Source organism: Achromobacter sp. HNDS-1 (genome assembly GCF_040084795.1).
GTDB lineage: Bacteria > Pseudomonadota > Gammaproteobacteria > Burkholderiales > Burkholderiaceae_B > Achromobacter > Achromobacter ruhlandii.
Window position 1 is genome coordinate 3,849,029 of record NZ_CP157584.1, and the last position, 25,082, is coordinate 3,874,110.

Annotated in this window: 21 protein-coding genes; 8 read left to right on the forward strand and 13 right to left on the reverse strand. The window is 67.9% G+C overall.

All coding sequences use genetic code 11. The annotated features are described in order from the left end of the window. Positions 1-435: 435 nt before the first annotated feature. The 13 genes from ABFG95_RS17825 to mpl form a co-directional block, all read right to left on the reverse strand. Positions 436-1,269, reverse strand: a complete 834-nt coding sequence (locus tag ABFG95_RS17825) for a symmetrical bis(5'-nucleosyl)-tetraphosphatase (RefSeq protein ID WP_049071100.1) — start codon at positions 1,267-1,269, stop codon at positions 436-438. Continuing rightward, the gene (gene lptG, locus ABFG95_RS17830) at positions 1,266-2,444 is read right to left on the reverse strand and encodes an LPS export ABC transporter permease LptG (RefSeq protein WP_049071102.1); all 1,179 of its coding nucleotides are present in this window, start codon (positions 2,442-2,444) and stop codon (positions 1,266-1,268) included. Before lptG ends, ABFG95_RS17825 begins: the two co-directional genes overlap by 4 nt. Positions 2,445-2,535: 91 nt before the next feature. Continuing rightward, entirely contained in the window at positions 2,536-3,270 is a 735-nt protein-coding gene (gene mtgA / locus ABFG95_RS17835) for a monofunctional biosynthetic peptidoglycan transglycosylase (protein ID WP_336731367.1), read from the reverse strand. Positions 3,271-3,274: 4 nt separating this feature from the next. Then, positions 3,275-4,138, reverse strand: a complete 864-nt coding sequence (gene aroE / locus ABFG95_RS17840; protein WP_348994821.1) for a shikimate dehydrogenase — start codon at positions 4,136-4,138, stop codon at positions 3,275-3,277. Then, the gene (locus tag ABFG95_RS17845) at positions 4,135-5,034 is read right to left on the reverse strand and encodes a TonB family protein (RefSeq protein WP_080977309.1); all 900 of its coding nucleotides are present in this window, start codon (positions 5,032-5,034) and stop codon (positions 4,135-4,137) included. Before ABFG95_RS17845 ends, aroE begins: the two co-directional genes overlap by 4 nt. Positions 5,035-5,072: 38 nt before the next feature. Continuing rightward, positions 5,073-6,161, reverse strand: coding sequence for an ABC transporter ATP-binding protein (locus ABFG95_RS17850; protein ID WP_348994822.1), 1,089 nt, complete (start codon positions 6,159-6,161; stop codon positions 5,073-5,075). Further along, entirely contained in the window at positions 6,154-7,932 is a 1,779-nt protein-coding gene (locus ABFG95_RS17855; RefSeq protein ID WP_049071111.1) for an iron ABC transporter permease, read from the reverse strand. Before ABFG95_RS17855 ends, ABFG95_RS17850 begins: the two co-directional genes overlap by 8 nt. 149 nt (positions 7,933-8,081) lie before the next feature. After that, the gene (locus ABFG95_RS17860; RefSeq protein WP_049071112.1) at positions 8,082-9,179 is read right to left on the reverse strand and encodes an ABC transporter substrate-binding protein; all 1,098 of its coding nucleotides are present in this window, start codon (positions 9,177-9,179) and stop codon (positions 8,082-8,084) included. A gap of 188 nt (positions 9,180-9,367) precedes the next feature. Beyond that, the gene (locus ABFG95_RS17865) at positions 9,368-11,854 is read right to left on the reverse strand and encodes an extracellular solute-binding protein (protein ID WP_049071114.1); all 2,487 of its coding nucleotides are present in this window, start codon (positions 11,852-11,854) and stop codon (positions 9,368-9,370) included. Further along, on the reverse strand, positions 11,841-12,512 hold the full coding sequence (locus ABFG95_RS17870; RefSeq protein WP_049071115.1) for a response regulator transcription factor: 672 nt from the start codon (positions 12,510-12,512) through the stop codon (positions 11,841-11,843). The genes ABFG95_RS17865 and ABFG95_RS17870 overlap by 14 nt, the downstream gene beginning before the upstream one ends. 1,037 nt (positions 12,513-13,549) lie before the next feature. Then, the gene (locus tag ABFG95_RS17875; protein ID WP_278992329.1) at positions 13,550-15,457 is read right to left on the reverse strand and encodes an RNB domain-containing ribonuclease; all 1,908 of its coding nucleotides are present in this window, start codon (positions 15,455-15,457) and stop codon (positions 13,550-13,552) included. A 71-nt stretch (positions 15,458-15,528) separates the two neighbouring features. Further along, entirely contained in the window at positions 15,529-16,131 is a 603-nt protein-coding gene (locus ABFG95_RS17880; protein ID WP_063580484.1) for a YqiA/YcfP family alpha/beta fold hydrolase, read from the reverse strand. 45 nt (positions 16,132-16,176) lie between these two features. Next, positions 16,177-17,547 (reverse strand): UDP-N-acetylmuramate:L-alanyl-gamma-D-glutamyl-meso-diaminopimelate ligase, encoded by a 1,371-nt coding sequence (gene mpl, locus ABFG95_RS17885; protein WP_278992327.1) that lies wholly within the window; start codon positions 17,545-17,547, stop codon positions 16,177-16,179. A gap of 98 nt (positions 17,548-17,645) precedes the next feature. Here mpl and ABFG95_RS17890 point away from each other — a divergent pair, with 98 nt between their 5' ends. From ABFG95_RS17890 to ABFG95_RS17925, 8 genes are all read left to right on the forward strand, one after another. After that, complete coding sequence (locus ABFG95_RS17890; RefSeq protein ID WP_059269257.1) at positions 17,646-18,176, forward strand: TlpA disulfide reductase family protein; 531 nt, start codon at positions 17,646-17,648, stop codon at positions 18,174-18,176. Between the two features lie 89 nt (positions 18,177-18,265). Continuing rightward, complete coding sequence (gene aroQ / locus ABFG95_RS17895) at positions 18,266-18,700, forward strand: type II 3-dehydroquinate dehydratase (protein ID WP_049071124.1); 435 nt, start codon at positions 18,266-18,268, stop codon at positions 18,698-18,700. An 88-nt stretch (positions 18,701-18,788) separates the two neighbouring features. Then, positions 18,789-19,250, forward strand: a complete 462-nt coding sequence (gene accB / locus ABFG95_RS17900; protein ID WP_049071125.1) for an acetyl-CoA carboxylase biotin carboxyl carrier protein — start codon at positions 18,789-18,791, stop codon at positions 19,248-19,250. A gap of 9 nt (positions 19,251-19,259) precedes the next feature. Further along, on the forward strand, positions 19,260-20,606 hold the full coding sequence (accC, locus tag ABFG95_RS17905; protein WP_006388604.1) for an acetyl-CoA carboxylase biotin carboxylase subunit: 1,347 nt from the start codon (positions 19,260-19,262) through the stop codon (positions 20,604-20,606). Between the two features lie 101 nt (positions 20,607-20,707). Then, positions 20,708-21,634 (forward strand): 50S ribosomal protein L11 methyltransferase, encoded by a 927-nt coding sequence (gene prmA / locus ABFG95_RS17910; RefSeq protein WP_049071128.1) that lies wholly within the window; start codon positions 20,708-20,710, stop codon positions 21,632-21,634. A gap of 23 nt (positions 21,635-21,657) precedes the next feature. Then, positions 21,658-23,070, forward strand: a complete 1,413-nt coding sequence (locus tag ABFG95_RS17915) for a DUF3426 domain-containing protein (protein ID WP_059269258.1) — start codon at positions 21,658-21,660, stop codon at positions 23,068-23,070. 12 nt (positions 23,071-23,082) lie between these two features. Beyond that, a complete protein-coding gene (locus tag ABFG95_RS17920; protein ID WP_049071131.1) occupies positions 23,083-24,024 on the forward strand; it encodes a carbohydrate kinase family protein in 942 nt (313 codons plus the stop codon). A 220-nt stretch (positions 24,025-24,244) separates the two neighbouring features. Continuing rightward, the gene (locus ABFG95_RS17925) at positions 24,245-24,748 is read left to right on the forward strand and encodes a glycine zipper 2TM domain-containing protein (protein ID WP_063583338.1); all 504 of its coding nucleotides are present in this window, start codon (positions 24,245-24,247) and stop codon (positions 24,746-24,748) included. The last annotated feature ends 334 nt before the right edge of the window (positions 24,749-25,082 follow it).

A 25,082-nucleotide genomic window follows, 5' to 3' on the forward strand; every position in this document is an offset into this window, starting at 1 on the left:
ACCAGCCCCCACCGCGCCGCCATTACCCCCTCCCCCTTCGGAGCGGATCCCCTAGAAAACCGCTCGCCACCCGCGCGCAGCGCACCCGCTTAAATTTCAGATGCACAGACGCCCATCGTGGCCGCCCGCGCGGCCGCGATGGGCAGCCCCGCAAATTCCCTTCCCCGCACCCGGCTCTAGCAGCGCGACAAGCCCAGACGCTCGTAGCCCCTCGGTCGGGCGGACCCGATGGCGGGCAACCTCGATGCGCCCGACGGAATCCGAAGGAGTCGCCGAAGGCGAGGACGAGGATGAGGCAGGGGCAGTCCGGAGCGAACGCTCCGGACCGCAATCGCGGGCGCCCGCCATCGGGTCCGCCCGACCGAGGGGCGACCTACGAAGCCGCCCAACGAGGCCCCCCCCAAGGTCCCAGCAACCAGCGCCCCGCAAGCGCCTTCACTCAGACAACGGATCCTGAAACTGCGAACACTTAACCTGCACCAGCTTCCGATCCTGCAACCGCAACGCCGTCAACGCCCCGCCCCACACGCATCCCGTGTCCAGGCAGATCACATCGGGCCGCATCATCAGGCCCAGCGTCGACCAGTGGCCGAATACCGTCGTCACGTTGCGTGTCGCGCGGTTCGGCACGTCGAACCAGGGCACCAGGCCCGGCGGCCACGCGCCCGGCGTCACCTTGGTGGCGAACTCCATGTGGCCGTTCGGCGTGCACAGGCGGATGCGCGTCAGTGCATTGATGATCACCCGCATCCGCTTGCCGCCCTTGTGGTCTTCCTTCCAGGTGGCCGGCTCGTTGCCGTACATCTTCTGCAACGCCTTCTGCCAGTTCGGGCCGCGCAGCGCCTCCTGCACCTCGGCCGCCAGCGACAGCGTCTTGGCCACGTCCCACTTGGCCAGCGTGCCCGCGTGCACCATCAGGTGGTCCTGCTCGAAATGCGCCAGCGGGCGCGAGCGCAGCCAGTCGATCAGGTCGGCCGAATCCGGCGCCCGCAGGATCTCGTCGAGCGTGTCGGACTTGGACGGCTTGCGCACCCCGGCGGCGGCGGCCAGCAGGTGCAGGTCATGGTTGCCCAGCACCACCGTGGCGCGCTCGCCCAGGTCGATGATGCGGCGCAGCGTCGCGAGCGACTGCGGGCCGCGATTGACCAGATCCCCGGCGAACCAGAAGCGCGATTGCGGGTCGCCGACCAGTTCGGGATGGGACAGCAAGCGATCCAGCGGCGAGCAGCAACCTTGCACGTCGCCGATCATCCAGATACTGCCGTTCATGCGGGACTCTTGCTCCAGGGCCAACGTTGTTGGACGATTCGGGTGATGGTGTGGCGGTACTCCATGTAGCTCATGGCGCCCAGCGCCAGGGCCATGGCGCCGATGTTCGGCCCCAGGGCGGTGAGCCAGGGCGGCCACTTACCCAGCATGCCGACGTTCAGCGCCAACTGGTTGAGCATGAAGAAGCCCACGCCCAGCAGGATGCCGATGAACACCTTGGCGCCCACGCCGCCGCGGCGCGTCTGCATCAGGCCGATGGGGGCGGCGATGGTGATCATCACCAGCAACGTGAACGGATATGCCAGTTTGCGCCACAAGGCGACAACCTGTCGACCATATTGCAGCTGGTTGTTGCGCAAATAATCCACATAGTCGAGCAGCGTCACGATCGACATGCGTTCGGGCGTCAGGACCCGGGCCAGCAGGCGTTCGGCGCTCAAGGTGGTATCGACGGTGCGCTCGGGCACCTTGACCACCACCGCGGGGGGATTCTTCGGCGGGCGGGCGTCGGCCAGCGCCTCGGCGGCGTTATCGTCCAGGCGCGTCTCGGCCACATCCTTGAGCACCAGGTCGCCATGGGCGAACAGGCCGGTCGGGGCGGTCGACAGGACGGACAGGGTCAGGTCCTTCTTGAATTCGTACAGGGTGACGTCGGTGACCTGGCCGTCGCCCTTGAGTTCGCCGATGTTGATGATGCGGGTGCCGCCGTTGGCCGTGGGTTCCTTGAACCAGTAGCCGCTGTTCAGGCGGTCGCCGCCGGCCTTGCCGCGGAACATCAGGTTGGCCTCGCCGGACTTCATCTCGGCCCAGGGGGTGACGTACTCGGACAGCAGGGCCGCGCCGATCATCAGCGGAATGGTGACGATCCAGAGCATGCGCAGCAGGCGCATGCCGCTGACGCCCGAGACCCGCAGGATCACCAGTTCGTTGCGCTGGGCCAGGCCGGCCAGCGCCAGGATGGCGCCGATCAGCAGGCCGATGGGCAGCAGGTCGTACAGACGGGTGGGGATGGCCAGCGCCTGCATGTACAGCAGGGCCATCATGGAGAACTTGTCGCCCACGTTGTCCAGGTCGTCCACCAGCGCGAAGAACGTGAAAAGGCCCAGCAGGGCCATGAGGACCACTGCACAAGAGCGATAGATCTCGCGGGCCAGGTAGCGACGTGCGGTACGCATGAAAAAGGGCGAAGTAGCGCTAAACGTGAAAGCTTAACAAATCCGGCCGTCCAGGGTGGGCCGTGACCTGTCGAAGCCGCCGGTTTCCGTGTCAGGGAATGTCAACCATCTGCATGCGCCGGGTCAGGGTGTAGACGCGGGAGTTCAGGTAATTCGAGTTGCGGTGGCTGTCATAGAAGCGCGGATTGGGCAGCATGGCCGCCAGCCGGGCCGACTGGGCGGCCCCCAGGCTGGCCGCCGGCACGTTGAAATAGTGCCGGGCCGCCGCCTGGGCGCCGAACACCCCGACGCCCCATTCCGCCACATTCAGGTACAGCTCCAGGATGCGCTCCTTGCTCATGACGTGTTCGATCATGTAGGTCAGCACCAGTTCCTGGCCTTTGCGCAGGTAGCTGCGGGAACTGGACAGGAACAGGTTCTTGGCCAGCTGCTGGGTGATGGTCGAGCCGCCGCGCATCTTGCTGCGCCCGGCCGCCTCCTGTTTCTGGTTGTATTCCCAGGCCTTGCGGATGGCGTCCCATTCGACGCCATCGTGTTCGGTGAAGTTGGAATCCTCGGACGCGACCACCGCCAGCTTCAGGCTGCGGTTGATCTTGTCATAGGGCACCCACTCGTATTTCAGCTGGAAATCGGGATTGCCGTCGCGCAGACGCGATAGTTCCTCGCGCATCACCGCGCTGCTGCCCGGGTTCTGGTAGTTGTACCAGACCACCAGGCCGAACAGCCAGAACTGGTACAGCAGCACCGCGCACACCAGCGCCATCAGCGTGCCGGTGAGGATCCGGAACCAGGAGCGGCGCTTGCCGCTCTTGCCGCGGGCGGCCATTGGCTCAGTTCCCGGCCATGAGCGCCTCGCGCAGCGCGGCCAGCACCGGGGCGGGGTCGGGCCGCACGCCGTGCCAGATGAAGAAGCTCTCGGCCGCCTGGCCCACCAGCATGCCCAGGCCGTCGGCGGTCAAGGCGGCGCCGTCCTGGCGGGCCTGGCGCATGAACGCCGTCGGCTGGGCGCCGTACATCATGTCGTAGGCGGCCGCGCCCTCGGCGTACAGGCCGGCGGGCAGGTCCGGGGCGGCGTCCTGCAGCCCGCTGGCGGTGGCATTGACCACCAGGTTCCAGCCGCCGGGCTGGGCGGCGTCGGCCAGCCCGCCTGCGCTGACCCGGGTCTGCGGCTCGGCGCCGGTCTCGCGCCAGCCCTCGGCCAGCTCCAGCGCGCGGGCGGCGGTGCGGTTGACGATATGGATGCGGGCGCAACCGGCCTGCGCCAAGGGCTGCAGCACGCCGCGGGCGGCGCCGCCGGCGCCCACCAGCAGCACCGAGGCGCCCGTCAGGCGCACGCCCAGGCGCAGCAGATCGGAAACCAGGCCCACGCCGTCGGTGTTGCAGCCATGCCAGGCGCCGTCGCGCCAGGACAGGGTGTTGACCGCGCCGGCCAGCCGGGCGCGGCTCGACAGGCGGCCCGCGGCCAGCGCGTAGGCGTCCTGCTTGAACGGCACCGTCACATTCAGGCCCAGGCCGCCCTCGGCGGCAAAGGCGGCCACGGCTGCCGTGAAGCCGTCCACCGGCGCCAGCAGGCGCTCGTAGCTGAGCGGCTTGCCGGTCTGGCGGGAAAACAGGGCGTGGATCTGCGGCGAGCGGCTGTGCGCGATGGGGTTGCCGATCACGGCATAGCGGGCAAGAGGGGACGCCTCGGTCATGGGGCTTCGGTTTCCAGGGTGTCGTTGACGAAATGCCAGGTGCGGGTAATGACCAGCACGTCGGTATCGCGCGCGATGTCGGGCGGGAAAGGCGGGAAGGGCGCGGCCAGTTGCACGATGCGGCGCGCGGCCTGGTTCAGCACGGCGTGCGGCGAGGGCTGGTCGATCTCGACGTTGGCGATGCTGCCGTCGGCGCGCACCGACACGGTGATGCGCAGCGAACCATAGATGCGGCCGCGCGCCTCGTCCGGGTAGTGCTGGGTGCCGACCGTCTCGATGCGGGTGCGCCAGGCGTCCAGGTAGGCGGCATAGCGCGAGGCTTCGGCCGAGGGCGCCACGAACTGCTTGCGCGGTTCCGCGCTGTATTGCTGGACCTTGGCCGCCAGGGCGGCGACCTGGGCGTTCTGGATGACGCTGGCCTGGTCCTCGGCGTCCTTGCCGCGATCGTTGCCGTCGGGCCAGGGGTTGACGGCCTGGCGCTCGGCGCCGGCCTTGTCGGCCGCCCGCAACTGGGTCATCAGGCGGGTCTGCTCGGCCTCCAGCTGGACCTGGCGCTTGCGCATGGCTTCGAGCACGATGGTCTCGGCCGAGGCGCCGGTCTGGGGCAGCGGAGTGGTGGACAGGCCGCGTTCGGCGTTGCCGCCGCCGCTCATCTGGTTCTGCGCCTGGGCCCGTGGCGCGTCGGGCGGGGTTTCGCTGCGCGCATTGAGCAGCACGATTTCCAGACTGGCCGCCGGCGGCCGCGACAGGGCGGGCGCGCCGAAGCGCCACGCCAGGGCGCCGGCGTGCACCAACAGCGAAATCGCGAGGCCGATGCGCAGGTAATGCTGGGCGGGCGCGCCCAGCCACCGCAGCGGACGGCTCAGCGGGGGAGGGGAGTCAGCGACGTGTTGCACGCACGCATTGTAGAGCCACTCCGCCCGCCGCCGTCACCTTACTTGGCCGGGCGCGGGAACACCCAGACCTTGTCCGCCGGCAGGGCCAGGCGGCAGGGGCCGGGCTCGCGGCCCTCGGGGCCGTAGGCGCGCAGCGCCAGCGTGTTGGCCGGGTCCGCATCGGGGGTGCGGAACAGGTATTCCCAGCGGTCGCCCAGGTACATGCTGGTCAGCAGCGGCATGTCGATGTGGTTGCCGTCGGGGTCGTCCGACAGGCGGACCTGTTCGACCCGGATCACGGCGGTGGCGTCCTGGCCCGCGGCCACGCCTTCGCCGGCCTTGCCCCACAGCGCCCAGCCGCGGCCCTCGATGCGGGCGCGGCCATCGCGCACTTCAGTGACCTTGCCGTCCAGGCGGTTGTTGCTGCCCATGAATTCGGCGGTGAACAGCGTCGACGGCGCGCCGTACATCTCCTGCGGCGTGCCCTGCTGCTCGATCTTGCCGTTGTTCAGCAGCAGGATGCGGTCGGAAATGGCCATGGCTTCGCTCTGGTCATGCGTCACCATCAACGCCGACAGGCCCAGGCGGATGATCAGCTCGCGCAGGAAGGCGCGGGCCTCCTCGCGCAGCTTGGCGTCCAGGTTGGACAGCGGCTCGTCCAGCAGGATCACGGGCGGGCTGTACACCAGCGCGCGGCCGATGGCCACGCGCTGCTGCTGGCCGCCGGACAGCGCGTGCGGATGGCGCTGGCCGAGCTTGCCCAGGCCGAGCTGGTCCAGCACTGCCTGTACGCGTTCGCGCACTTCGCCCGAAGGCACCTTGCGCAGCTTGAGCGGGTAGGCGACGTTGTCGAACACGGTCTTGTGCGGCCACAGGGCATACGACTGGAACACCAGGCCGAGGTTGCGCTCCTCGGCCGGGATCTCCTGGCGCGCGGCGCCGTCGTAGACGGTGCGATCGCCGATGGTGATGCGGCCGCGCTTGGGGCCTTCCAGGCCGGCCACGGCGCGCAGCAGGGTGGTCTTGCCGCTGCCCGAGGGGCCCAGCAGCGATACCACTTCGCCCTGGCGCAGTTGCATCGACACGCCCTTGAGCACCGGGTTGTCGCCGTAATCCAGGTGCAGGTCTTCTACAGAAAGCTCAATCATGAAGTTTGACTCCGAATCGCAGGGCGATGCCCAGGCCGATCACGACCAGAACGATATTGATGAAGGAAAGCGCGGCCACGATGTCGATGGCGCCCGAGGCCCACAGCGACACCAGCATGGAGCCGATGGTCTCGGTGCCGGGCGACAGCAGATAGACGCCGGTGGAGTATTCGCGCTCGAAAATCAGGAACATCAGCAGCCACGAACCGATCAGGCCGTACTTGGCCAGCGGCACGGTGACGTGGCGCGTGACCTGGCCGCGGCGCGCGCCGGCGCTGCGGGCGGCTTCTTCCAGTTCGGGGCCGACCTGCAACAGCGTCGACGAGATCAGCCGCAGGCCATAGGCCATCCAGACCACCGTGTAGGCCAGCCACACGCTGAAAATGGTGCTGCGCATCGAACGCAGCCATTCGACGAAGTTCTCGCGCGCCCACTCGGCGAACGGCAGGCCCGACAGCCAACCGCCCAGGTCGGCGTCGAGCGCGTTGTCCAGCCACATCGGCACGAACAGGAACACCCACAGGAACGCCAGGCCCGCCAGCAGGCCGGGCACGGCGCGCGGCACCAGCACGCTGTAGTCCATGAAGCGGGTGACGTTGTCCGGCTTGCGGTGCATCGCCAGGCCGACGAAGGTGTAGCAGATCACCGCCAGCGCGCCGCCGAAGACGCCGATGGCCACCGAGTTGACGATCGCGCGCATCAGGTTGGGTTGCGAGAACACCGTGCGGAACGCGTCCAGCGACAGCACGTCGAACAGCGACACGCCCATGCCCCAGTTGGACACGAAGGCGCGCAGCAACACGCCCAGCAGCGGCACCACGATGGTGACCAGCAGCCAGAACGCCACCACGCCGCCGGCCACCCAGCGCCACTTGCCCAGCGGCAGCGGACGGGCGCGCGAGGCCTTGCCCTTGACGGTGACGAAGCGGTTGGCGGTGCGCATCAGGCGGCGCTGCAGCATGACCAGCGGGATCGTCATGCAGATCAGCACCACGGCCACCGCGGCCATCAGGTGGTACGAGGGGATGCCGAGCTTGTTGGTCAGCTTGTACAGGTACGTCGCCAGCACCAGGTTGCCTTCGGGGTCACCCAGCACCAGCACCAGGCCGAACACTTCCAGGCCCAGGAAGAACAGCAGCACGGTGGCGTACAGCATGGCCGGGCGCACCATCGGCAGGCTCACCGACACCATCACGCGCAGGGGCGAAGCGCCACTGACGCGGGCCGCTTCCTCGACGTCCGAGCCCATGCTGCGCAGCGCCGACGAGATGTACAGGTAGGCGTGCGGCACGTGCGTCAGGCCGGCGATGATGACGATGCTGGTCAGCGAATACACATTCCAGGGCACGAAGCCCAGGATGTTCTGCGCCCAGGTCGAGAAGAAGCCGACCGGGCCCGCCGCCACCACGTAGCCGAAGCCCAGCACCATCGGCGACACGAAGATCGGCACCAGGATCAGCGGTTCGATCCAGCGCCGGCCCGGCAGGTCGGTGCGGATCATCAGGAACGCCAGCATGCCGCCCAGCGGGATGGCGATGATGGCCAGCCCGAACGCCAGGATGAAGCCGCTTTTCAGCGCCTTGTAGAAATCGGGGTCCGCGAAGATGAAGCGGAACGCATCCAGGCTGAAGACCTTGGACGGCGAAAAGAAGGGCGCGGATAGAAAGCTCTGGATGATGATGAACGACAGCGGCACGTAGATGGCCAAGGCTGTGATCAGCACCACCACGCCGCGTGGCAGGGACTGCCATTTTCTGCGCAATGACTGCATGGGGAAAATCCTGTTATCTCGATAGACGCGGGTCGCGCCCACTGGCCATGAACACCCGGGCCACGGGCGGCCTGGCGGGCGGCGGTGCTACGCCCTCCCGCGTGCTTGCGGCCGGGGGCGCGCGGCCCCCGGCGGTACCGGCGACAGCCTTACTTGCCGGCGGCGGCGCGCCAGTCCTTGATGAACTGCAGGCGCTTGTTCTGCTCCAGGTAGTCCAGCAGCGTCTCGTTGACCGGGATCGGCTTGAGCGAGGCGCCCAGCTTCTTGGTCATGCCGTCGACGTCGTTGTCGCCTTCGATGTCGTCGCGGACCGAGGCCAGGTCGGCCTGGTTGGCCATGATTTCCTGGCCCTTCTGCGACAGCAGGTAGTCCATCCACAGCTTGGCGGCGTTACGGTTCTTGGCCTTCTTGCTGATGAACGCCACGCGCGACAGCACCAGCGCGTAGTCGGTCGGGTAGGCCACGCCCAGCGACGGGTCGGTCTTGGCGCGGGTCTCGGCGTACGAACCCAGGATGTTGTAGCCGATCAGGTTCTCGCCCGACGACACGCGTTCCATCATGGTGCCGGTGGACGACTGCACGATCAGGCCGCCCTTGGCGATGTCCTTGAGCGTCTCGAAGTACTTGGGATCGTTGGCCTTGTCCTGCACGGCCAGCATGAAGCCCACGGCCGACTTCTCGATGTCGTAGGTGGTGACCTTGTTCTTGAACTTGTCCGGCTGGCTGGCGATCAGCTTGGCCAGGGCGCCGTGCGTGGTCGGCACTTCGTTGGCCGGGATCAGGCGCTTGTTATAGATGAACACCGCCGGTTCGTAGGTGGTGCCATAGGCCGAATCCTTCCACACCGCCCAGGCCGGCAGCTTGGCGATTTCCGGCGACTTGTACTGCAGCGCGTAGTCGGTGGCCAGCTTGAGGGCCGAGTCCATCGACGAGCTCCAGACGATGTCGCCGCTGCTGCCGCCCGCCGCCTGCTCGCTGATGTAGCGGTTGTACAGCTCGGTGCTGTTCATGTCGTTGTATTCGACCTTGATGCCCGGGTACAGCGCTTCGAAGCCCTTGATGATGGGGCCGGCGGCCTTGGTGTCGGTGGTCGAATAGATCACGACCTTGCCTTCCTTCTTGGCGCCGTCGAGGATCTTCTGATAATCGGCCGGGTAGCCCGCGGGAACCGTTTGGGCGTAGGCGCTGCCGGCGGCGATGGCGAATGCAGCGGCGCAGGCGGCCGCCAGTCTGGACTTGGCAAGCATGTCTTGTCTCCGTTTGGATTTGGTATCGACAGGCGCAAGGGCCTGCTTGGCGTCCATCTTAGGTTTCGGCGTCTGTCGTCGTCCTGTCATGGCGCGACAGCCGGGATAGGGGTAATCCCGGTGTCCGCGGCGGGCGGCGGGACCGATGGCCCGCTCGCGGACGCGGCGGGAGGAGCGGTCGCCGCGCCCTAGGGCCGTTCAGGCGTGTCGGTGACCAGCCGGATCCAGTTCTGCACGAAGCGCGAATGGCGCCGCTGGTCCAGCCCTACCAGCAGCGCGGGCGACAGCACCACCGGCTGCACGATGCCCTGTGAGCGCGCCAGCACCGCTTCCGAGGTCCAGCGGCCGGGGGTGTCTTCCATGATCGACCCCAGCGCCGCGTGGCTGGAGGCCACCTGCTGGCCGGCCGGCGACAACAGCCAGTCGACCAGCGCGCGGCCCAGGTCCGGGTTGGGCGCGCGCCGCGCGATCAGCACCGAGCGCGCCAGCACCAGCACGTAGTCCTGCGGGAACACCACGCCGATCTTGCTGCCCGCCGCCTGGCGCGACAGGGCGTAGGAACCGAGGATGTTGTAGCCCAGGTCCATCTCGTCGTTCTCGATGGCGTCGAGCAGTTCGGCGCTGGTGGCCGACAGCCGCACGCCGACCTGGCCGAAGGCGTTGGCCAGGCCCCAGAAGTTCGACGACACCAGCTCGTCCTGCTCGGCCATCAGGTAGCCCACGCTGCTGCGCGAGATGTCGTAGGTGCCGACGCGGCCATGCAGCCGAGCACGGTCGTGCTCCAGCGTGCGCAGCAGGTCCTGGCGCGAGCGCGGCACCGTGGCCTCGGTGTAGCGCTTGGGGTTGTAGACGATCACGGCCGGCTCGAAGGTGAAGCCGTAGACCTCGTTGCGCCACACCGCCCACGAGGGCAGCTTGGCGGCGTAGGGCGAGGCGTAGCGCTGGGCATAGCCGTCGTTGGCCAGGCGGATCTGCAGGTCCGAGGCGGAGCTCATCAGCACGTCCACGTCCTTGAGCCGGTCCTCGATGGCGGCTTCGTACAGCTCGCGGCTGCCCATCTCGCGGTAAACCACCGTGACGTCGGGCCGCTGCGCCTGGAAGCCAAGGATCAGCGGCGCCACCACCGGCGTGTCGGTGGGACCGGCGATGGTCAGCACGCGCGACGACGGCTGCGGCGCGGGATAACGGGTGACGACCTCGGGGATCCCGGCGGCGCGCACGTCCGCGGGCGCGGCGGCCAGCAGCAACAGCGTTGTGCCGATGGCCCCGAGCAATCCGGCCAGGGCGCGGCCCGCGCGCTGCCGCGCCAGCGGCAGGATGACGCGCGCCGACAGGCCGCCGCCGGGGCGGTCCTGCAGCCACAGCGAGCCGCCGTGCGCCATGGCCACCGAGCGCACGATGGCCAGGCCCAGGCCCGAGCCCGGCTGCGATCCGCCGGCGCGGCCGCGCGTGAAGCGTTGCTGCACGGCGTCCTTTTCGTCGTCGGCGATGCCCGGGCCGCGGTCGGACACGGTCAGCGCGACCCGGTAGCCCGCCACCGGCGTCGCCTGGATATCGACGGTGCCCTCGGGCGCATAACGCAGCGCGTTGTCGACCAGATTGCGCAGCATTTCCCGCAGCGCCACGCGGTCGCCGGCGATGCGGGCGCGCCGCACCTGCGGCGCGATTTCGATGCGTAGCCGCTGCGCCTCCAGCGGACCGATGCGGCGGCGTGTTTCGTTGATGGTCTCGGCCACGCCCACTGGCGCGCGCGCGCCCTTGCCCAGCCGGTGCGTGATGGTGGCGTCCATCAGCAATTGGTTGATCAACTGGCTGGCGTGGGTGGCGTTCAGGTGGATGCGGCCCAGCCGTTCGCGCAGGCGCTTGGGATCGGTTTCATCCAGCGCCACCTCGGCCTGGGCGCGCAGCGAGGCCAGCGGGGTGCGCACCTGGTGCGCGGCGTCGGCGACCAGGGTGTTGAGGGTGTCCATGATGCCCGACAGGCGTTGCATGAAGGCGTTCAGGGCCTCGACCAGCCGCCGCACCTCGGTCGGCACCGGCGTCACCAGCGGCGCCAGGTCGTCCGGCGCCCGTTGCCGCAGTTCGCGTTCGATCACCGCCAGCGGCGCGAAGGCGCGCTGCACGCCGAACCACAGCAGGCCCAGCGCCACCAGCGACACCACCACCAGCGGCAGCACGCTGCGGCCCAGGATCTCGTCGGCCAGCTCCTCGCGCGATCCCAGCGTCTCGGCCACCCGCACGGTGACCCAGCCGGCATGCTGGCTGGCAGACACCAGCCGTCCCACCGTGGCCACGCGCACCGGCTCGTCGTGGTAGCTGAGGTAAGTGAAGACCGGGGTGGCCGACTGCGCCAGCGGCAAGCCCGGCGCCAGGTCGGCGTAGCCGGTGATGAGGCGGCCGTTGGACGCGCGGGCTTCGTAGAACACCCGTTCGCTGCCCGACAGCATGGCCAGCGACGATACCGGCGGCTCGACGGTGACGCCGTTGTCCTCGATCTGCACGGAGCCGGCAATCGTCAGCGCCGACGCCGCCAGCAACCGGTCGAAGGCCTGCTCGGCGGCGCGCTGGGCGTAGTCGCGCAGGAAGAACACCAGCCCGATCAGCGCGCAGGCCAGCAGCACCGCGCCCAGTGTGAAGACGCGGCGGCGGATGGAGGCGCTTTCAGGCAGGCTCATGGCTGCGGGCCTGGTAGCCGACGCCGCGCACGGTGACGATATCGATGGAAGCGCCGGCCAGCTTCTTGCGCAGGCGCGAGATCAGCAGTTCCAGCGCGTTCAAAGATCCATCATCCAGGTCGAACAGCTGGTTCATCAGCCGTTCCTTGGCGACGGTCTGCCCCAACTTGCCCAGCAGGATCTCCAGCAGCCGGAACTCGCGCCGGCCCAGCTCCAGCGGCGCGCCGGCCAGCGTGACGTGGCGATTGGCCAGGTCCAGGCTCAGGTTGCCGTAGGCGGTGACGCTGCTGGTCTGCCCGGCCGGGCGCCGCAGCAGGGCGCGCAGCCGGGCTTCGAGTTCGCGCAGGTCGAAGGGTTTGACGAGGTAGTCGTCGGCGCCCAGGTCGAGCATGTCGATCTTGTCTTCGATTTCGGAACGCGCGGTGACGACGAGCACGGGCGCTTCGAGCCCGGCGGCGCGCAGTTCGCGGATGACGCTGAAGCCGTCCTTGCCGGGCAGGTTGATGTCCAGCACCAGCGCATCCCAGGTTTCGTCCAGCCCCCAGCGCAGCGCGGCGACGCCATCATGCACCCATTGCACGCTATGGCCCGCCGAGCGCAGTTTGCTCTCCACGGCATCGCCCAGGTCGAGGTTGTCCTCGACCAGCAGAATGCGCATGTCCGTCCTCCGATATCGATTGTGATTTTTTCGGGAGTTTAACGGGAGGCTTTGATGCTGTCGCTGTCGGGGGGGCTGTGGTGTTCCTTTGGCCGCCCGTGGCGTCGGCGGCCGGCGGGGCGCGGGGCTACGATTGCGGTCCGGAGCGTTCGCTCCGGACTTCCCCGTTGTCAACCTCGTACGCCTTCGGCTCCCTACGGTTTCCCTCGGGCGCATCTACACGCCCCGCGCCCCACCGGCCGCCGACGCCACGGGCTACGGCGTGATCACTTCACCGGCGCGGGGGCGAATCGTGTGCTTGGCGTTCTGGCGGCAGACCGGGTCGGGACGGAAGATTTGGCGGGGCCGCCAAAACCGGCCGCGCGGGCGGCCTTCTTTGGCATTTGGGGAGAGGTCGGGCGAGATGCGGAGGAATCGGAGAGGCAATGCCGGCGGTACTACGTTTGGAAGAATCCGGGATGCATCGGCCGTTTTCTTCCGTGGAAAGGATTCGCGATACATCGGGCGTTCTTCTCCCTTGGAAGGATCCGCGATGCATCGCCAGACCTCTTCCCTATCAGCCGTTCTTCTCCAGTATCAGGCGCGCCAAGCTCGTCACGCGCAAGCCACCCTCCATCGCGCGCCGCCACTCTCTTCCCCCCGACCGGACGGCACCCCAAACAAGCAACCCGCCACCCGCGCGCAGCGCCAACACGCCAAGCCAAGACACCGCGTAAGTTGCGGGCGGCCGCCCGCGCGGCCACCCGCAACGGGCATCAGCAATCTCGTGAAGTTTCCTCGCTCTTGCAGCGCCACAGGCCAAGAAAAACGTAGCTCGTCTGGCAGGCGGCCCGGGCGGCGGCCGCCCACGATTGCGGTCCGGAGCGTTCGCTCCGGACTTCCCCTGCCTCATCCTCGTGGCCGCCTGCCGGCGGCTGCCTTCGGATTCCGTCGGGCGCATCGAGGTTGCCCGCCGCCCGGGCCGCCTGCCAGACGAGCGGCCTAAGAAAGCCCCCCGCCGTCAGCAGAAACAACCCAGCGACAAGCCAAATGCCGCCTCAGGCAGCAGCCTCTTCAGCCGCCGGCCCCACCTGCCCCACATACCGGCAATCCAGCTCCAGCGACAACTCATCCATCCCCAGGATCTCCACCTCCACCGCCGTCCCGCGCTCCAGCTCGGGCATCCCCCCGATGCGGGTCACGAGCGGGCAGTTGGCGAAGCGCACCAGGTCTTCGCGCAGCACGTGGGCCACCGTGCGGGTGATGTTGTGCTGCTTGAGCCAGCGCAGGCACCAGTAGCGCTCCATCGCGCTCTGGAACTCGGCCCAGGCCGCGTACTGCGCGTCGAATGCGCCGATGATCGCGAACAGATCCGCGTCGCGCGGCTTGAAGGGAGCCACCAGGCGCGCCGAGACGCCGTGCTCGACCGCGGCGATCAACTGCCACTGGTTCACCAGGTCGACGTAGCGGCGCAGCGGCGACGTGCTCCAGGCGTACTGCGGCACGCCGATGGCTTCGTGCGGCAGCGCCTGCGTGCTCATGCGCACGCGGCCGGCCTGTTGCGAGCGGTAGATGCCGGGCACGCCGTGCTGGTTCAGCAGGCCGCCCCACAGGTTATTGGCCAGGATCATGTACTCGGCCACCATCCGGTCCAGCGGCGCGTTGCGCTGGCGCGGCACCAGGCGCACCGGGGTGTCGGGATCGTCGGGGTCGCCGTCCAGGTAGAAGCTGTACTCCACCCGCGAATTGTTCTCGGGCTTGCCGCGCACGTTTTCGCGCTGCGCCGACAGCGCCTGCGCCAGCTTCCACAGCGGGCGCAGCCAGTGGCCGTAGGGCAGGTCAGTGGAAGTGTCGTTCAGGCTCTCTTCGGTGACCTGGGCGTCGAGCATGTTGTGGCGCAGGTTCTCGCGCACCACCACGCGCTCCAGGCGCGTGTCGGATTCGATGACCTCGCCGGTTTCCGGATTGGCCGTCACGTACAGCGACAGCGCCGGCACCTCGCGGCCGGCGTCCAGCGAGAATGCCTTGATGACGTTGTCGGGCTGCATCGGGATCTTGTCGCCCGGCATGTAGACGGTCGACAGGCGCGCGCGCGCCAGCTTGTCGAACTCGCTGTCGCGCGTCACGGTCAGGCCGGGCGCGGCCACGTGGATGCCCACGCGCAGATTGCCGTCGGGCAGGGTAGAGACCGACAGCGCGTCGTCGATTTCGGTGGTGGTGACGTCGTCGACCGAATAGATTTCGGCGTCCGACAGCGGCAGGTCGCGGTCGATTGGCGGCAGTTCCAGCTCGGGGAAGGCCAGGCCACGGGGGAAGTTCACCGCCAGGAAGCGGCGCTTGTGCAGCGCCAGCGCGTGCGGCCAGGCGCCCAATTCCAGCAGCAGGCGGTCGGGGCTCTTGCCGAGCCTGGCGCAGGCGGCGTCCAGCGCCTTCCATTGCTGCGAATTCTTGTCGGGCCGGATCAGCAGCGATTCGGCCACCTGGGCGATGGGCTCGGGCAGGCGGCCGGCGGCCATCTCGTCCACCCATTCCTGTTGCTGCTCGGCCTGGCGCTGTTTCTTTTCGAGCGCGGCCAGGGCGGCGGCCAGGATGTCGGGCGGGGCGGGGCGGTAGCTGCCCTTGCCGCGGCGGTGGAAATAGGCGGGCGCGCCGTGCAGGCGCATCAGCAGCGCGGCTTGTTCCACCGGGGTGGGGGCGTGACCGAAGTAGTCGGCCGCCAGCGCGGGCGAATCGAATTCTTCCTGGGGCGCGCATTCCCACAGGAATTGCAGATCCAGGGTTTCGGCCAGCGCCGCCGCCTGGGCCATCAGCGCGGTCGGTTCGGGCGCGGCGAAATTGAACAGCGTGTTGGCGCGCTTGATCTTGCTGCGCTTGCCCGACTCCGACTCCACCTGCAGGCTGGCGTCGGTTTCGGACAGGATATGGCCGGCCTTGAAGCTGCCGTCGTCTTCGTAAAACACATACATGGTGAGGGTCGTCCTGGGCGGCGCGCACGCGCCGCCTTGCGCAGCTATATATAAGCGTGTTGATGTCAGAGTTATCGGGGGCCGTCCGGGGCGGCGCCAAGGGCGAATTCCAGCACCTCGGGCATCCAGTCGGCGAAATCGGACAGGCCGTGGTCGCTGCCCTGCACGATACGCTGGCGGCAACCCGCGTAGCGATCGCGCATTTCGCGCCAGTCCAGCACCTCGTCGCCCGTCGCCGCCACCAGGAAATACCGTTCCGGCTGGGTGACGCGGCCGACGTGCAAGGCGGCCAGTTCCGCCACATATTCCGGCAGGAACTGGAACGGCGCGTCGGAATGATACATGCGGTGCTCGCCCACCTGGGTCGCCAGATCGCGCGCGGCCTCGACCGCGGGGTTGAGCAGCACCGCCTTGCAGCCGAGCTGTTCGGCCAGCCAGGTGGCGTAGAAACCGCCCAGCGACGAGCCGATCACGGTCAGCGCGCGCGGGTCGGCGGCGCCGGCCAGCTGCCGGCGGGCGATACCCAGCGCCAGGTCAATGGCCTCGCGCGGGCTGGCCGGCAGTTGCGGGCAGGCCCAATCGCGTTCCAGGCCGCGGGCGGCCATGGCGTCGGCCATCATGCGGGCCTTGAACGAGGTCGGCGAGGAACGAAAGCCGTGCAGGTAAAGGATCATTTCGCGCCTTTCCGGTCTGTCAGCCTGGATCGCGGGCGGCCGGCCTCAGCCGCGCGCCTCCAGGGCGGCCAGCAGCTTGCCATGGATGCCGCCGAAGCCGCCGTTGCTCATCACCAGCACCTGGTCGCCCGGTCGGGCAGCCTGGGTCACGGCGGCCACCAGGGCGTCGATATCATCGTAACTGGAAGCGCGCTCGCCCAGGGGCGCCAGCACCTCGGCCGGATTCCAGCCCAGGGCATGCTTGCCGGCGCGGGCGCCAAAGCAGAACACCAGGTCGGCGTCGCGTAGCGAATCCGGCAGACGCGCCGCCATGGCGCCCAGCTTCATGGTGTTCGAGCGCGGCTCCAGCACCGCCAGGATGCGCGCCGCGCCCACTTGGCGCCGCAGGCCTTCCAGGGTGGTGGCGATGGCGGTGGGGTGATGGGCGAAATCGTCGTAGACCTTGACGCCATTGACCGTGCCGCGCAGTTCCATGCGGCGCTTCACGCCACCGAAACGGCTCAAGGCCTCGACGCCCTCGGCGGCCGGCACGCCGGCGTGGTCGGCGGCGGCCAGCGCCGCCAGCGCATTCAGGCGGTTGTGCTCACCGCCCAGCGACCAGCGCACCGTGCCCACGGCGATGCCTTCGCGCCACACCTCGAAGGCGCCGTCGGCGTCGGGCGCGCCGGCACGCCAGGCGCCATTGGCGCCGAACGTGACGGTTTCAGACCAGCATCCGCGCGCAATCACGCGGTCCAGCGCGTCGGAGTGCGTCGGGCGGATGATGCGGCCCGATCCCGGAATGGTGCGCACCAGGTGATGAAATTGGGTTTCGATGGCGGCCAGATCGGGGAAGATGTCGGCGTGATCGTATTCCAGGTTATTCAGGATGGCGGTGCGGGGGCGGTAGTGCAGAAACTTCGAACGCTTGTCGAAGAACGCGGTGTCGTATTCGTCCGCCTCGATCACGAAGGGGCGCCGCGCCGGGTCGTAGCGCGCCGACACCTGCAGGTCCGTGGCCACGCCGCCGATCAGGAAGTTGGGCGCCAGGCCCGCGGCCTCCAGGATCCAGGCCAGCATCGAACTGGTGGTGGTCTTGCCATGGGTGCCGGCCACCGCCAGCACGTGGGCCCCGGGCAGGATGTTATCGCCCAGCCATTGCGGCCCTGACACGTAGCGGGCGCCCGACTCCAGGATGGCTTCCATCAGGGGATTGCCACGGCTGACGACGTTGCCGATCACGTACAGGTCCGGCTTGAGGGCCATCTGCTCGGGGCCGAAGCCCTCGATCAGCTCGATTCCCTGTTCGGATAGCTGGGTGCTCATGGGCGGGTAGACGCCCGCGTCGCAACCGGTGACCTTGTGGCCGGCGGCGCGCGCGATCAGCGCCAGCCCGCCCATGAACGTACCGCAGATGCCAAGAATGTGCAGGTGCATTGAAAACTCTCCTGTCCTGCATTGTATATATAGGCGGCCGTCATGCCGGCGCGCCGGCGGTTGCGGCGCAAACCGGCCGCAGCGGTTATGATCGCGCCATGAATCGACGCCTACTCCTTTCCGCCGCCGTGGCCGTTGCCGCCACGGTCGCGGGTGGCTACACCCTGCTGGGCCGCAACAAGCCCCAGCCCGCGGCGCCCGCCGCCGAGGATCCCGTCGCCGCCCTGATGCAATTGCAGCTGCCTGACCTGAACGGCGCGACCCAGTCGCTGGCCGCCTGGAAGGGCCAGCCCATCGTGGTCAATTTCTGGGCGACCTGGTGCGCGCCCTGCGTCAAGGAAATGCCCGAACTCGACGCGTTGCAGAAAAAATATCCGCAAATCAAGTTTGTCGGTATCGGCGTGGATTCTGCCGCCAACATGCAAAAATTTGTCGAGAAAGTACAGGTTTCCTATCCGCTATGGGTCATTGGCGCTGGGGCCATCGATACGCTTCGCAAGCTCGGAAATCCCAGTGGAGGCCTGCCATTTACCATTGTTTTCAATGCAGATGGCAGCATTAACCGGAAGATACTGGGTGAAATCCAGCCCGACGACCTGAATCAAACGCTCTCCGGTTTGAAGGCGTAAGTCTGTTGGACAAATAGTAGGAATTGGCGTAAAAAGCTGGTTTATCGGCTGTTTTGCCAACAATTGGCAATCCACTCATTGGCAAGCGCATGGCGCAAAACATACTGGTATTGCATGGCCCGAATCTGAACCTGCTCGGCACCCGGGAACCTCACATCTACGGCAGCCTCACGCTGTCCCAGATCAACGAGGGCCTGGAGCGGCTGGCCGGTGAATTGGGCGCCACGCTGACCGCGTGGCAAGGCAATCATGAAGGCGCGCTGGTTGACCGCATTCAGGCGGCCCGGCAAGACGGCACCGATTTCATCATCATCAACGCGGCGGCATATACGCACACCAGCGTCGCGATTCGCGATGCGCTGGCCGGGGTCGCGATCCCATTTATTGAAGTACATTTGTCCAACCTGTATAAGCGAGAGCCCTTCAGGCATCACTCATACCTGTCCGACTTGGCGGTAGGCCTCATCAGCGGCCTGGGCGCGGATGGCTACGAAGCGGCTCTGCGTTACGCAGTGCGGCACTGATCTCGCACCAACTCTCAGCTTTTACATCTTATATGGCGCGGACCCGACGACCGGGACGTTGCCGACACTATCTCGGGAAGCAGCTTCTATGGACCTTCGAAAACTCAAAACCCTGATCGACCTGGTGGCTGAATCGGGCATCGCCGAGCTGGAAATCACCGAAGGCGAAGGCAAGGTTCGCATCGTCAAGTTCTCGCAGACCCTGCAGCCGGTGGCCTATCACCAGCCGGAAGCCGGTGTCGCCGTCGCCCCGGCGGCCCCCGCGGCCCCCGCCGCGCCCGCCGCGCCCGCGGCCGAGGCCGCCCCGGTGATCCAGGGCCACGTGGTCAAGGCGCCCATGGTCGGCACCTTCTACCGTTCGCCGAACCCGGGCGCCGCGCCGTTCATCGATGTGGGCGCCACGGTCAAGGAAGGCGATCCGCTGTGCATCATTGAAGCCATGAAGCTGCTCAATGAAATCGAAGCCGACAAGTCCGGCGTCATCAAAGAAATCCTGGTCGAAAACGGCGAGCCCGTCGAGTACGGTCAACCCCTGTTCGTCATTGGCTGATAGCTGAAAATGTTCGAAAAAATCCTGATCGCCAACCGGGGCGAAATCGCCCTGCGCATTCAGCGCGCCTGCCGCGAGCTGGGCATCAAGACCGTGGTGGTGCACTCCGAGGCCGACCGCGAAGCCAAGTACGTGCGTCTGGCCGACGAATCCGTGTGCATCGGGCCTGCGCCGTCGCGTGAAAGCTACCTCAACATGCCGGCCATCATTTCGGCGGCCGAAGTCACGGATTCCGAGGCAATCCACCCGGGTTACGGGTTCTTGTCCGAAAATGCCGACTTCGCCGATCGCGTCGAAAAGAGCGGCTTCGTGTTCATCGGCCCGCGTCCCGACACCATCCGCCTGATGGGCGACAAGGTCAGCGCCAAGCGCGCCATGATCGAAGCCGGCGTGCCGGTGGTGCCCGGTTCCGAAGGCGCGTTGCCCGACGATCCGCAGGAAATCATCCGCGTTGCGCGCGAAGTCGGCTATCCGGTCATCATCAAGGCCGCTGGCGGCGGCGGTGGCCGTGGCATGCGCGTGGTGTACACCGAGGCCGCGCTGTTGAACGCCGTCACAATGACGCGTTCGGAAGCGGGCGCCGCGTTCAACAACCCGGAAGTCTATATGGAGAAGTTCCTCGAGAACCCGCGCCATGTGGAAATCCAGGTGCTGGCCGACGGCGGTCGCAACGCCGTGTGGCTGGGCGAACGCGACTGCTCCATGCAGCGCCGCCACCAGAAGGTCATCGAGGAAGCGCCGGCCCCCGGCATCGCGCGCCGCCTGATCGAGCGCATCGGCGACCGCTGCGCCGACGCCTGCCGCAAGATGGGCTACCGTGGCGCCGGCACGTTCGAGTTCCTGTATGAAAACGGCGAGTTCTATTTCATCGAAATGAACACCCGTATCCAGGTCGAACACCCGGTCACCGAGCTGATCACCGGCGTCGACCTGGTGCAGCAGCAGATCCTGATCGCCGCCGGCGAGAAGTTCACGCTGCGCCAGCGCGACATCACCTTCAAGGGCCACGCGATCGAGTGCCGCATCAACGCCGAGGACCCGTTCCGCTTCGTGCCCAGCCCTGGCCGCATCACCAACTGGCACACGCCGGGCGGTCCGGGCGTGCGTATCGATTCGCACGCGTTCAACGGCTATTTCGTGCCGCCGAACTATGATTCGATGATCGCCAAGGTCATCACCTACGGCGACACGCGCGACCAGGCCCTGGCGCGCATGCGCACCGCGCTGTCGGAAATGGTGGTGGAAGGCATTTCCACCAACATCCCGCTGCATCGTGAACTGCTGCAGGATGCCCGCTTCGTCGAAGGCGGCACCAGCATCCACTATCTGGAAAACAAGCTGGCCCAGCGTCCCTGACCAGCGCATAGCAGGGGGCCTTGGCCCCCTTTTTACTGCCTTAACCGGCTGACCGGGCCGCGGCGCATGCCGCGGCCCGTTGGCCAGATGGAAGAATCATCATGCGTGAACTCGTGCTCCACTGCCAGGAGGCCCAGGCCGAAGCGTTGTCCGACGCGCTGCTGGAAGCGGGCGTGCTGTCGGTGTCCGTCGAGGACGCCGACCTGGGCACCGACGACGAGCGCCCGCTGTTCGGCGAGCCGGGCACCGAGCCCGACGTGCAGGCCTGGGAACGCAACCGCGTCGTGGCCCTGCTGCCGGACGGAGCCGATCCCGCGCAGATCATGGAAGAAGCCGCCGCCGCGGGCGAGCTGGACCCGGCGCTGTTTGCCGGCTGGAGTCTGCGCGACGTGCCCGACGCCGACTGGGTGCGCCTGACGCAATCGCAGTTCGGGCCCATCCACATCGCCGAACGCCTCTGGATCGTGCCCAGCTGGCACCGCGACAGCCCGGACGTGCCGGGCCTGGAAGCGGCAGCGGCCGAGGACGGCGCCATCCATATCGAACTGGATCCGGGCCTGGCCTTTGGCACCGGCAGCCATCCGACCACGCACCTGTGCCTGGCCTGGCTGGAGGCTGAATTGCCCAAGGGCGCGACCCTGCTGGACTACGGCTGCGGCTCGGGCATCCTGGCCATCGCCGCGCGCAAGCTGGGCGCCGGTCCGACCCAGGCGGTCGACATCGACGCCCAGGCGGTGCAGAGCACCGTCTTCAACGCCGAGGTCAACCACGTCGAACTGCAGGCCATGTTGCCCGACGGCCTGGCCGACGGCACCTTCGAAGTGGTGGTGGCCAACATCCTGTCCAACCCGTTGAAGGTGCTGGCCCCGATGCTGGCCGGCCGCGTGGCCGCCGGCGGCCACCTGGTGCTGTCCGGCGTGCTGGAGCGGCAGGCCGAGGAAGTCGCCGCGGCCTACGCGCCCTGGATCGCCATGTCGGTCTGGCGCGCCCGCGACGGCTGGGTCTGCCTGCACGGCCAGAAGGCCTGAGTCCGTTTTCACCGGATCGCGCCATGGCCCTGACCACCCGCTGCCCGCAATGCGGCACGTCATTCAAGGTGGTGCCCGACCAGCTTCGGGTCCGCAACGGCCTGGTGCGCTGCGGCGCCTGCGCCACCGTATTCGACGGCCGCGCCTGCCTGCTGCCCGAGCGGGATGCCGGCATGCCGGCCACGGGCGCCAACCCGACCGTTCCCGCCGCGAACACGCCGCCCGCGCCCGTCGCGCCGCAGACGATCGCCGCGCCGGTCCTGGGGACGCCGCCGGCGCCGCCCGTCGACGACGAGGCGCCGCCGCCGGTGCGCCGTCCCTCCATCGAGCCGCGCTCGGTCGCGCCCTGGGACGACCTGCCCGCTGCGCCCGCCTCGCCGGGCGTTTACCCGGGAGCCATCGGCGCGTCCCCGCCCTCCGCTCCGTCTGTCGCGCCGAGCGATGAACCGTCGCCTCGGCCTCCCGCGCCCGCCGTGCCGCCTGCCGTGCTGCGCGGCCGCGACGACATCCGCCGCCGCATCGAACCCGACGCCGCGCTGGCGGAAGAGGGCGACGATGATGAAGACGAAAACGAAGACCTGGATCGCTACGACGACGAGCCGCGCCTGGGCCATGCGCCGCGCTGGCCGGAGCCGGTGGCGCCGCGCGACGAACCCATCGTGGCGGTACGCGACAGCGCGAGCCGCGAGGCGCCGCGCCCTGTCCGGCCCGCCGAACCGGTATTCGTGGTGCGCAACGACGCGCGCCCCACGCCGCCCGGCGATGAGGATGACGATGACATCGACCAGCGCCATCACGACGACGAGGATGCCGACGACCGGCGCGGCCTCGACGACGCCGCCGAACCGATCCTGGGAGACACGCGCACGCGCTATTCCAGCGCCACGGATGTCGGCCGCGCCCCGCCCGAGTTCCTCGATGAGGACCGCCAGCAACGCCGCGGCCTGCTGCGCAAGGTCTGGGGCTATGCCTGCCTGATCGGCCTGCTCGCGCTGGGCCTGCAACTGCTGTACGTGTACCGCATCGACATCGCCAATTCGGTGCCGGTGCTGCGCCCGGCACTCGAAGCCGCCTGCAAACCGCTGGGCTGCACGGTGGGCTATGCGCGCCGCCTGGAACGCATTGCCATTTCCTCATCGTCGCTGCAGCCGCCCACGGGCGCGGCCGCCATCGACGACGGCCGCACCCGGCTGGTGTTGAACCTGGTGCTGCGCAACCGCTACGACAAACCGCAGCATTGGCCGGCGTTGGTGCTGGACCTGACTGATTTGTCGGATACCGTGGTGGTGCGCCGCGTGCTGATGCCCGAGAATTACCTGACGCCCGAGCAGTTGCGCGGCCCCTTCGGGCCGGCGGGCGAACTGAAGATTTCCGTGCCGATTGAAGTGACGGGTGTTCAAGTCAACGGCTACCAACTCGACAAATTCTTTCCCTGAAGGATGACATTCATGGCGACCCCTGTCCTGGTCTGCGGTTCGATGGCGTTCGACACCATCGCGGTGTTCGAAGGCCGCTTCAAGGAGCACATCCTGGCCGACCGCATCCAATCCCTGAGCGTGTCGTTCCTGGTGCCCAGCATGCGCAAGGAATACGGCGGCTGCTCGGGCAACATCGCCTACAACATGAACCTTCTGGGCGGCAAGCCGGTGCCCGTGGCCACCGTGGGCGAGGACGCCGGCGAATACCTGGAGCGCCTGACCGGCCTGGGCATCGACGTCAGCCGCGTCAAGGTGGTGCCGGGCACGTTCACCGCGCAATGCTTCATCACCACCGACCTGGACGACAACCAGATCACCGCCTTCCACCCGGGCGCCATGTCGTTCTCGGCCAGCAACGACCTGAGCGATGCCAAGGCCAGCTGGGGCATCGTCGCTCCGGACGCCAAGGAAGGCATGTTCGCCCACGCCGAACGCCTGCACCGCAGCGGCATCCCCTTCATCTTCGACCTGGGCCAGGCCATGCCGCTGTTCGACGGCGCTGACCTTGAACGCATGCTCGGCCTGGCGCAGGCCCTGACGGTCAACGACTACGAAGCCGGGGTGGTCGAGCAGCGCACGGGCCGCAGCATGGCGGACATCGCCACCGGGCTGCGGGCCGTGGTCGTCACCCGCGGCGCCGAAGGCGCCACGCTGCTGACCGAAGGCAAGAGCATCCAGATCGAACCGGTGCGCGCCACGCAGGTGGTCGATCCCACCGGTTGTGGCGATGCCCAGCGCGGCGGCCTGCTGTACGGCCTGACCAGCGGCTGGAACTGGGAAGACAGCTGCCGCCTGGGCAACGTCATGGGCGCCATCAAGATCGCCTCGCGCGGCCCGCAGAACCACGCCCCGTCGCGCGCCGAGATCGACGCCGTGCTGCACGCCACCTACGGCATCCATCTGCCGGCCTGATCCCGCTCCGGATTGGCGGGCTGGCCTCGCGGGGAACCCGGGCGCGTCGACACGGTCAAACCGCCGGAAAAAACAGGCCGCGGCGGCACACCGCCGCAGCCGTTTCGCAAACGGGTTTTCCGCCCGTGGCGGTGCGTTTCAGTGTGTTGCACGTTAGGCTACCGTCCCCGTTGGGCGGAGTATGATCAGATCGTCGGCTGTGCCCGATCGAGGAGTCCAAATGAACCAAAGCAAAACCTTTTCCTTGTTGACGCCGCGTACCGGTCGGTGGGTGGCCGTGGCTGCCATCGTGACCTCGATGGCTGTCCTGGGCGGTTGCGCCAATCGCAGCGCGTCCAGCGGTGTGTATAGCTATGATCAAGCCCAGCGCGAGCAGATCGTTCGCACGGGCACCGTGACGGGGGTGCGTCCCATCGTCATCCAGAACGACAGGTCCAGCGGCGTCGGCATGCTGGCGGGTGGCGCGCTGGGCGGCGTGGCCGGCAACGCCGTCGGCGGCGGCACGGGCCGCACCATTGCCACCGTGGGCGGCGCCATCCTGGGCGCCCTGGCGGGCAACGCCGTGGAAAACCAGGTGGGCAAGAATTCCGGCTACGAAATCACGGTGCGCCTGGACAACGGCGAAACCCGCGTCGTGGCGCAGGAAGCCGATGTGCCGATCAGCGTCGGCCAGCGCGTGCAGGTCATCAGCGGCTCCGGCCCGACCCGCGTCACGCCGATGTAATCCGCTGACTGCTCCAGCCAGCGAAAAGCCCGCGCGAGCGGGCTTTTTTTCGTCCGGCGGCGCGCCAGCGGCGGGCGAGCCGGCATCACACAGGGCGGGGGAGACGGGCCTCCGCCGCCCGGAATCTGTCGTTCCGCCGCAACGCGGCACCCGGGATTTACCCGCAGGCGTTACCTTTACCAGCTATTTATAGCGATTTGGTCTGTAAGTTTCATGGCGATTCGACGTTCGTAGTGCCATGATTGCACCCGTGAACGAAGTCGCCGCGCGAAATTGATGTAACCAACTGCATCGGCGCCTCGCTCTGGAAGACTGGAATTGTCAGTCGACTTTC

Bases quoted from the DNA above. Each gene is read 5' to 3' on its own strand.
- aroQ (WP_049071124.1), top strand. From the start codon at position 18,266: ATGGCGCAAAACATACTGGTATTGCATGGCCCGAATCTGAACCTGCTC.
- mpl (WP_278992327.1), bottom strand. From the start codon at position 17,547: ATGCACCTGCACATTCTTGGCATCTGCGGTACGTTCATGGGCGGGCTG.
- ABFG95_RS17865 (WP_049071114.1), bottom strand. From the start codon at position 11,854: ATGAGCCTGCCTGAAAGCGCCTCCATCCGCCGCCGCGTCTTCACACTG.
- ABFG95_RS17875 (WP_278992329.1), bottom strand. From the start codon at position 15,457: ATGTATGTGTTTTACGAAGACGACGGCAGCTTCAAGGCCGGCCATATC.
- ABFG95_RS17890 (WP_059269257.1), top strand. From the start codon at position 17,646: ATGAATCGACGCCTACTCCTTTCCGCCGCCGTGGCCGTTGCCGCCACG.
- ABFG95_RS17925 (WP_063583338.1), top strand. From the start codon at position 24,245: ATGAACCAAAGCAAAACCTTTTCCTTGTTGACGCCGCGTACCGGTCGG.
- ABFG95_RS17915 (WP_059269258.1), top strand. From the start codon at position 21,658: ATGGCCCTGACCACCCGCTGCCCGCAATGCGGCACGTCATTCAAGGTG.
- ABFG95_RS17855 (WP_049071111.1), bottom strand. From the start codon at position 7,932: ATGCAGTCATTGCGCAGAAAATGGCAGTCCCTGCCACGCGGCGTGGTG.
- ABFG95_RS17850 (WP_348994822.1), bottom strand. From the start codon at position 6,161: ATGATTGAGCTTTCTGTAGAAGACCTGCACCTGGATTACGGCGACAAC.
- mtgA (WP_336731367.1), bottom strand. From the start codon at position 3,270: ATGGCCGCCCGCGGCAAGAGCGGCAAGCGCCGCTCCTGGTTCCGGATC.
- prmA (WP_049071128.1), top strand. From the start codon at position 20,708: ATGCGTGAACTCGTGCTCCACTGCCAGGAGGCCCAGGCCGAAGCGTTG.
- ABFG95_RS17860 (WP_049071112.1), bottom strand. From the start codon at position 9,179: ATGCTTGCCAAGTCCAGACTGGCGGCCGCCTGCGCCGCTGCATTCGCC.
- ABFG95_RS17870 (WP_049071115.1), bottom strand. From the start codon at position 12,512: ATGCGCATTCTGCTGGTCGAGGACAACCTCGACCTGGGCGATGCCGTG.
- accC (WP_006388604.1), top strand. From the start codon at position 19,260: ATGTTCGAAAAAATCCTGATCGCCAACCGGGGCGAAATCGCCCTGCGC.
- lptG (WP_049071102.1), bottom strand. From the start codon at position 2,444: ATGCGTACCGCACGTCGCTACCTGGCCCGCGAGATCTATCGCTCTTGT.
- aroE (WP_348994821.1), bottom strand. From the start codon at position 4,138: ATGACCGAGGCGTCCCCTCTTGCCCGCTATGCCGTGATCGGCAACCCC.
- ABFG95_RS17880 (WP_063580484.1), bottom strand. From the start codon at position 16,131: ATGATCCTTTACCTGCACGGCTTTCGTTCCTCGCCGACCTCGTTCAAG.
- accB (WP_049071125.1), top strand. From the start codon at position 18,789: ATGGACCTTCGAAAACTCAAAACCCTGATCGACCTGGTGGCTGAATCG.
- ABFG95_RS17825 (WP_049071100.1), bottom strand. From the start codon at position 1,269: ATGAACGGCAGTATCTGGATGATCGGCGACGTGCAAGGTTGCTGCTCG.
- ABFG95_RS17920 (WP_049071131.1), top strand. From the start codon at position 23,083: ATGGCGACCCCTGTCCTGGTCTGCGGTTCGATGGCGTTCGACACCATC.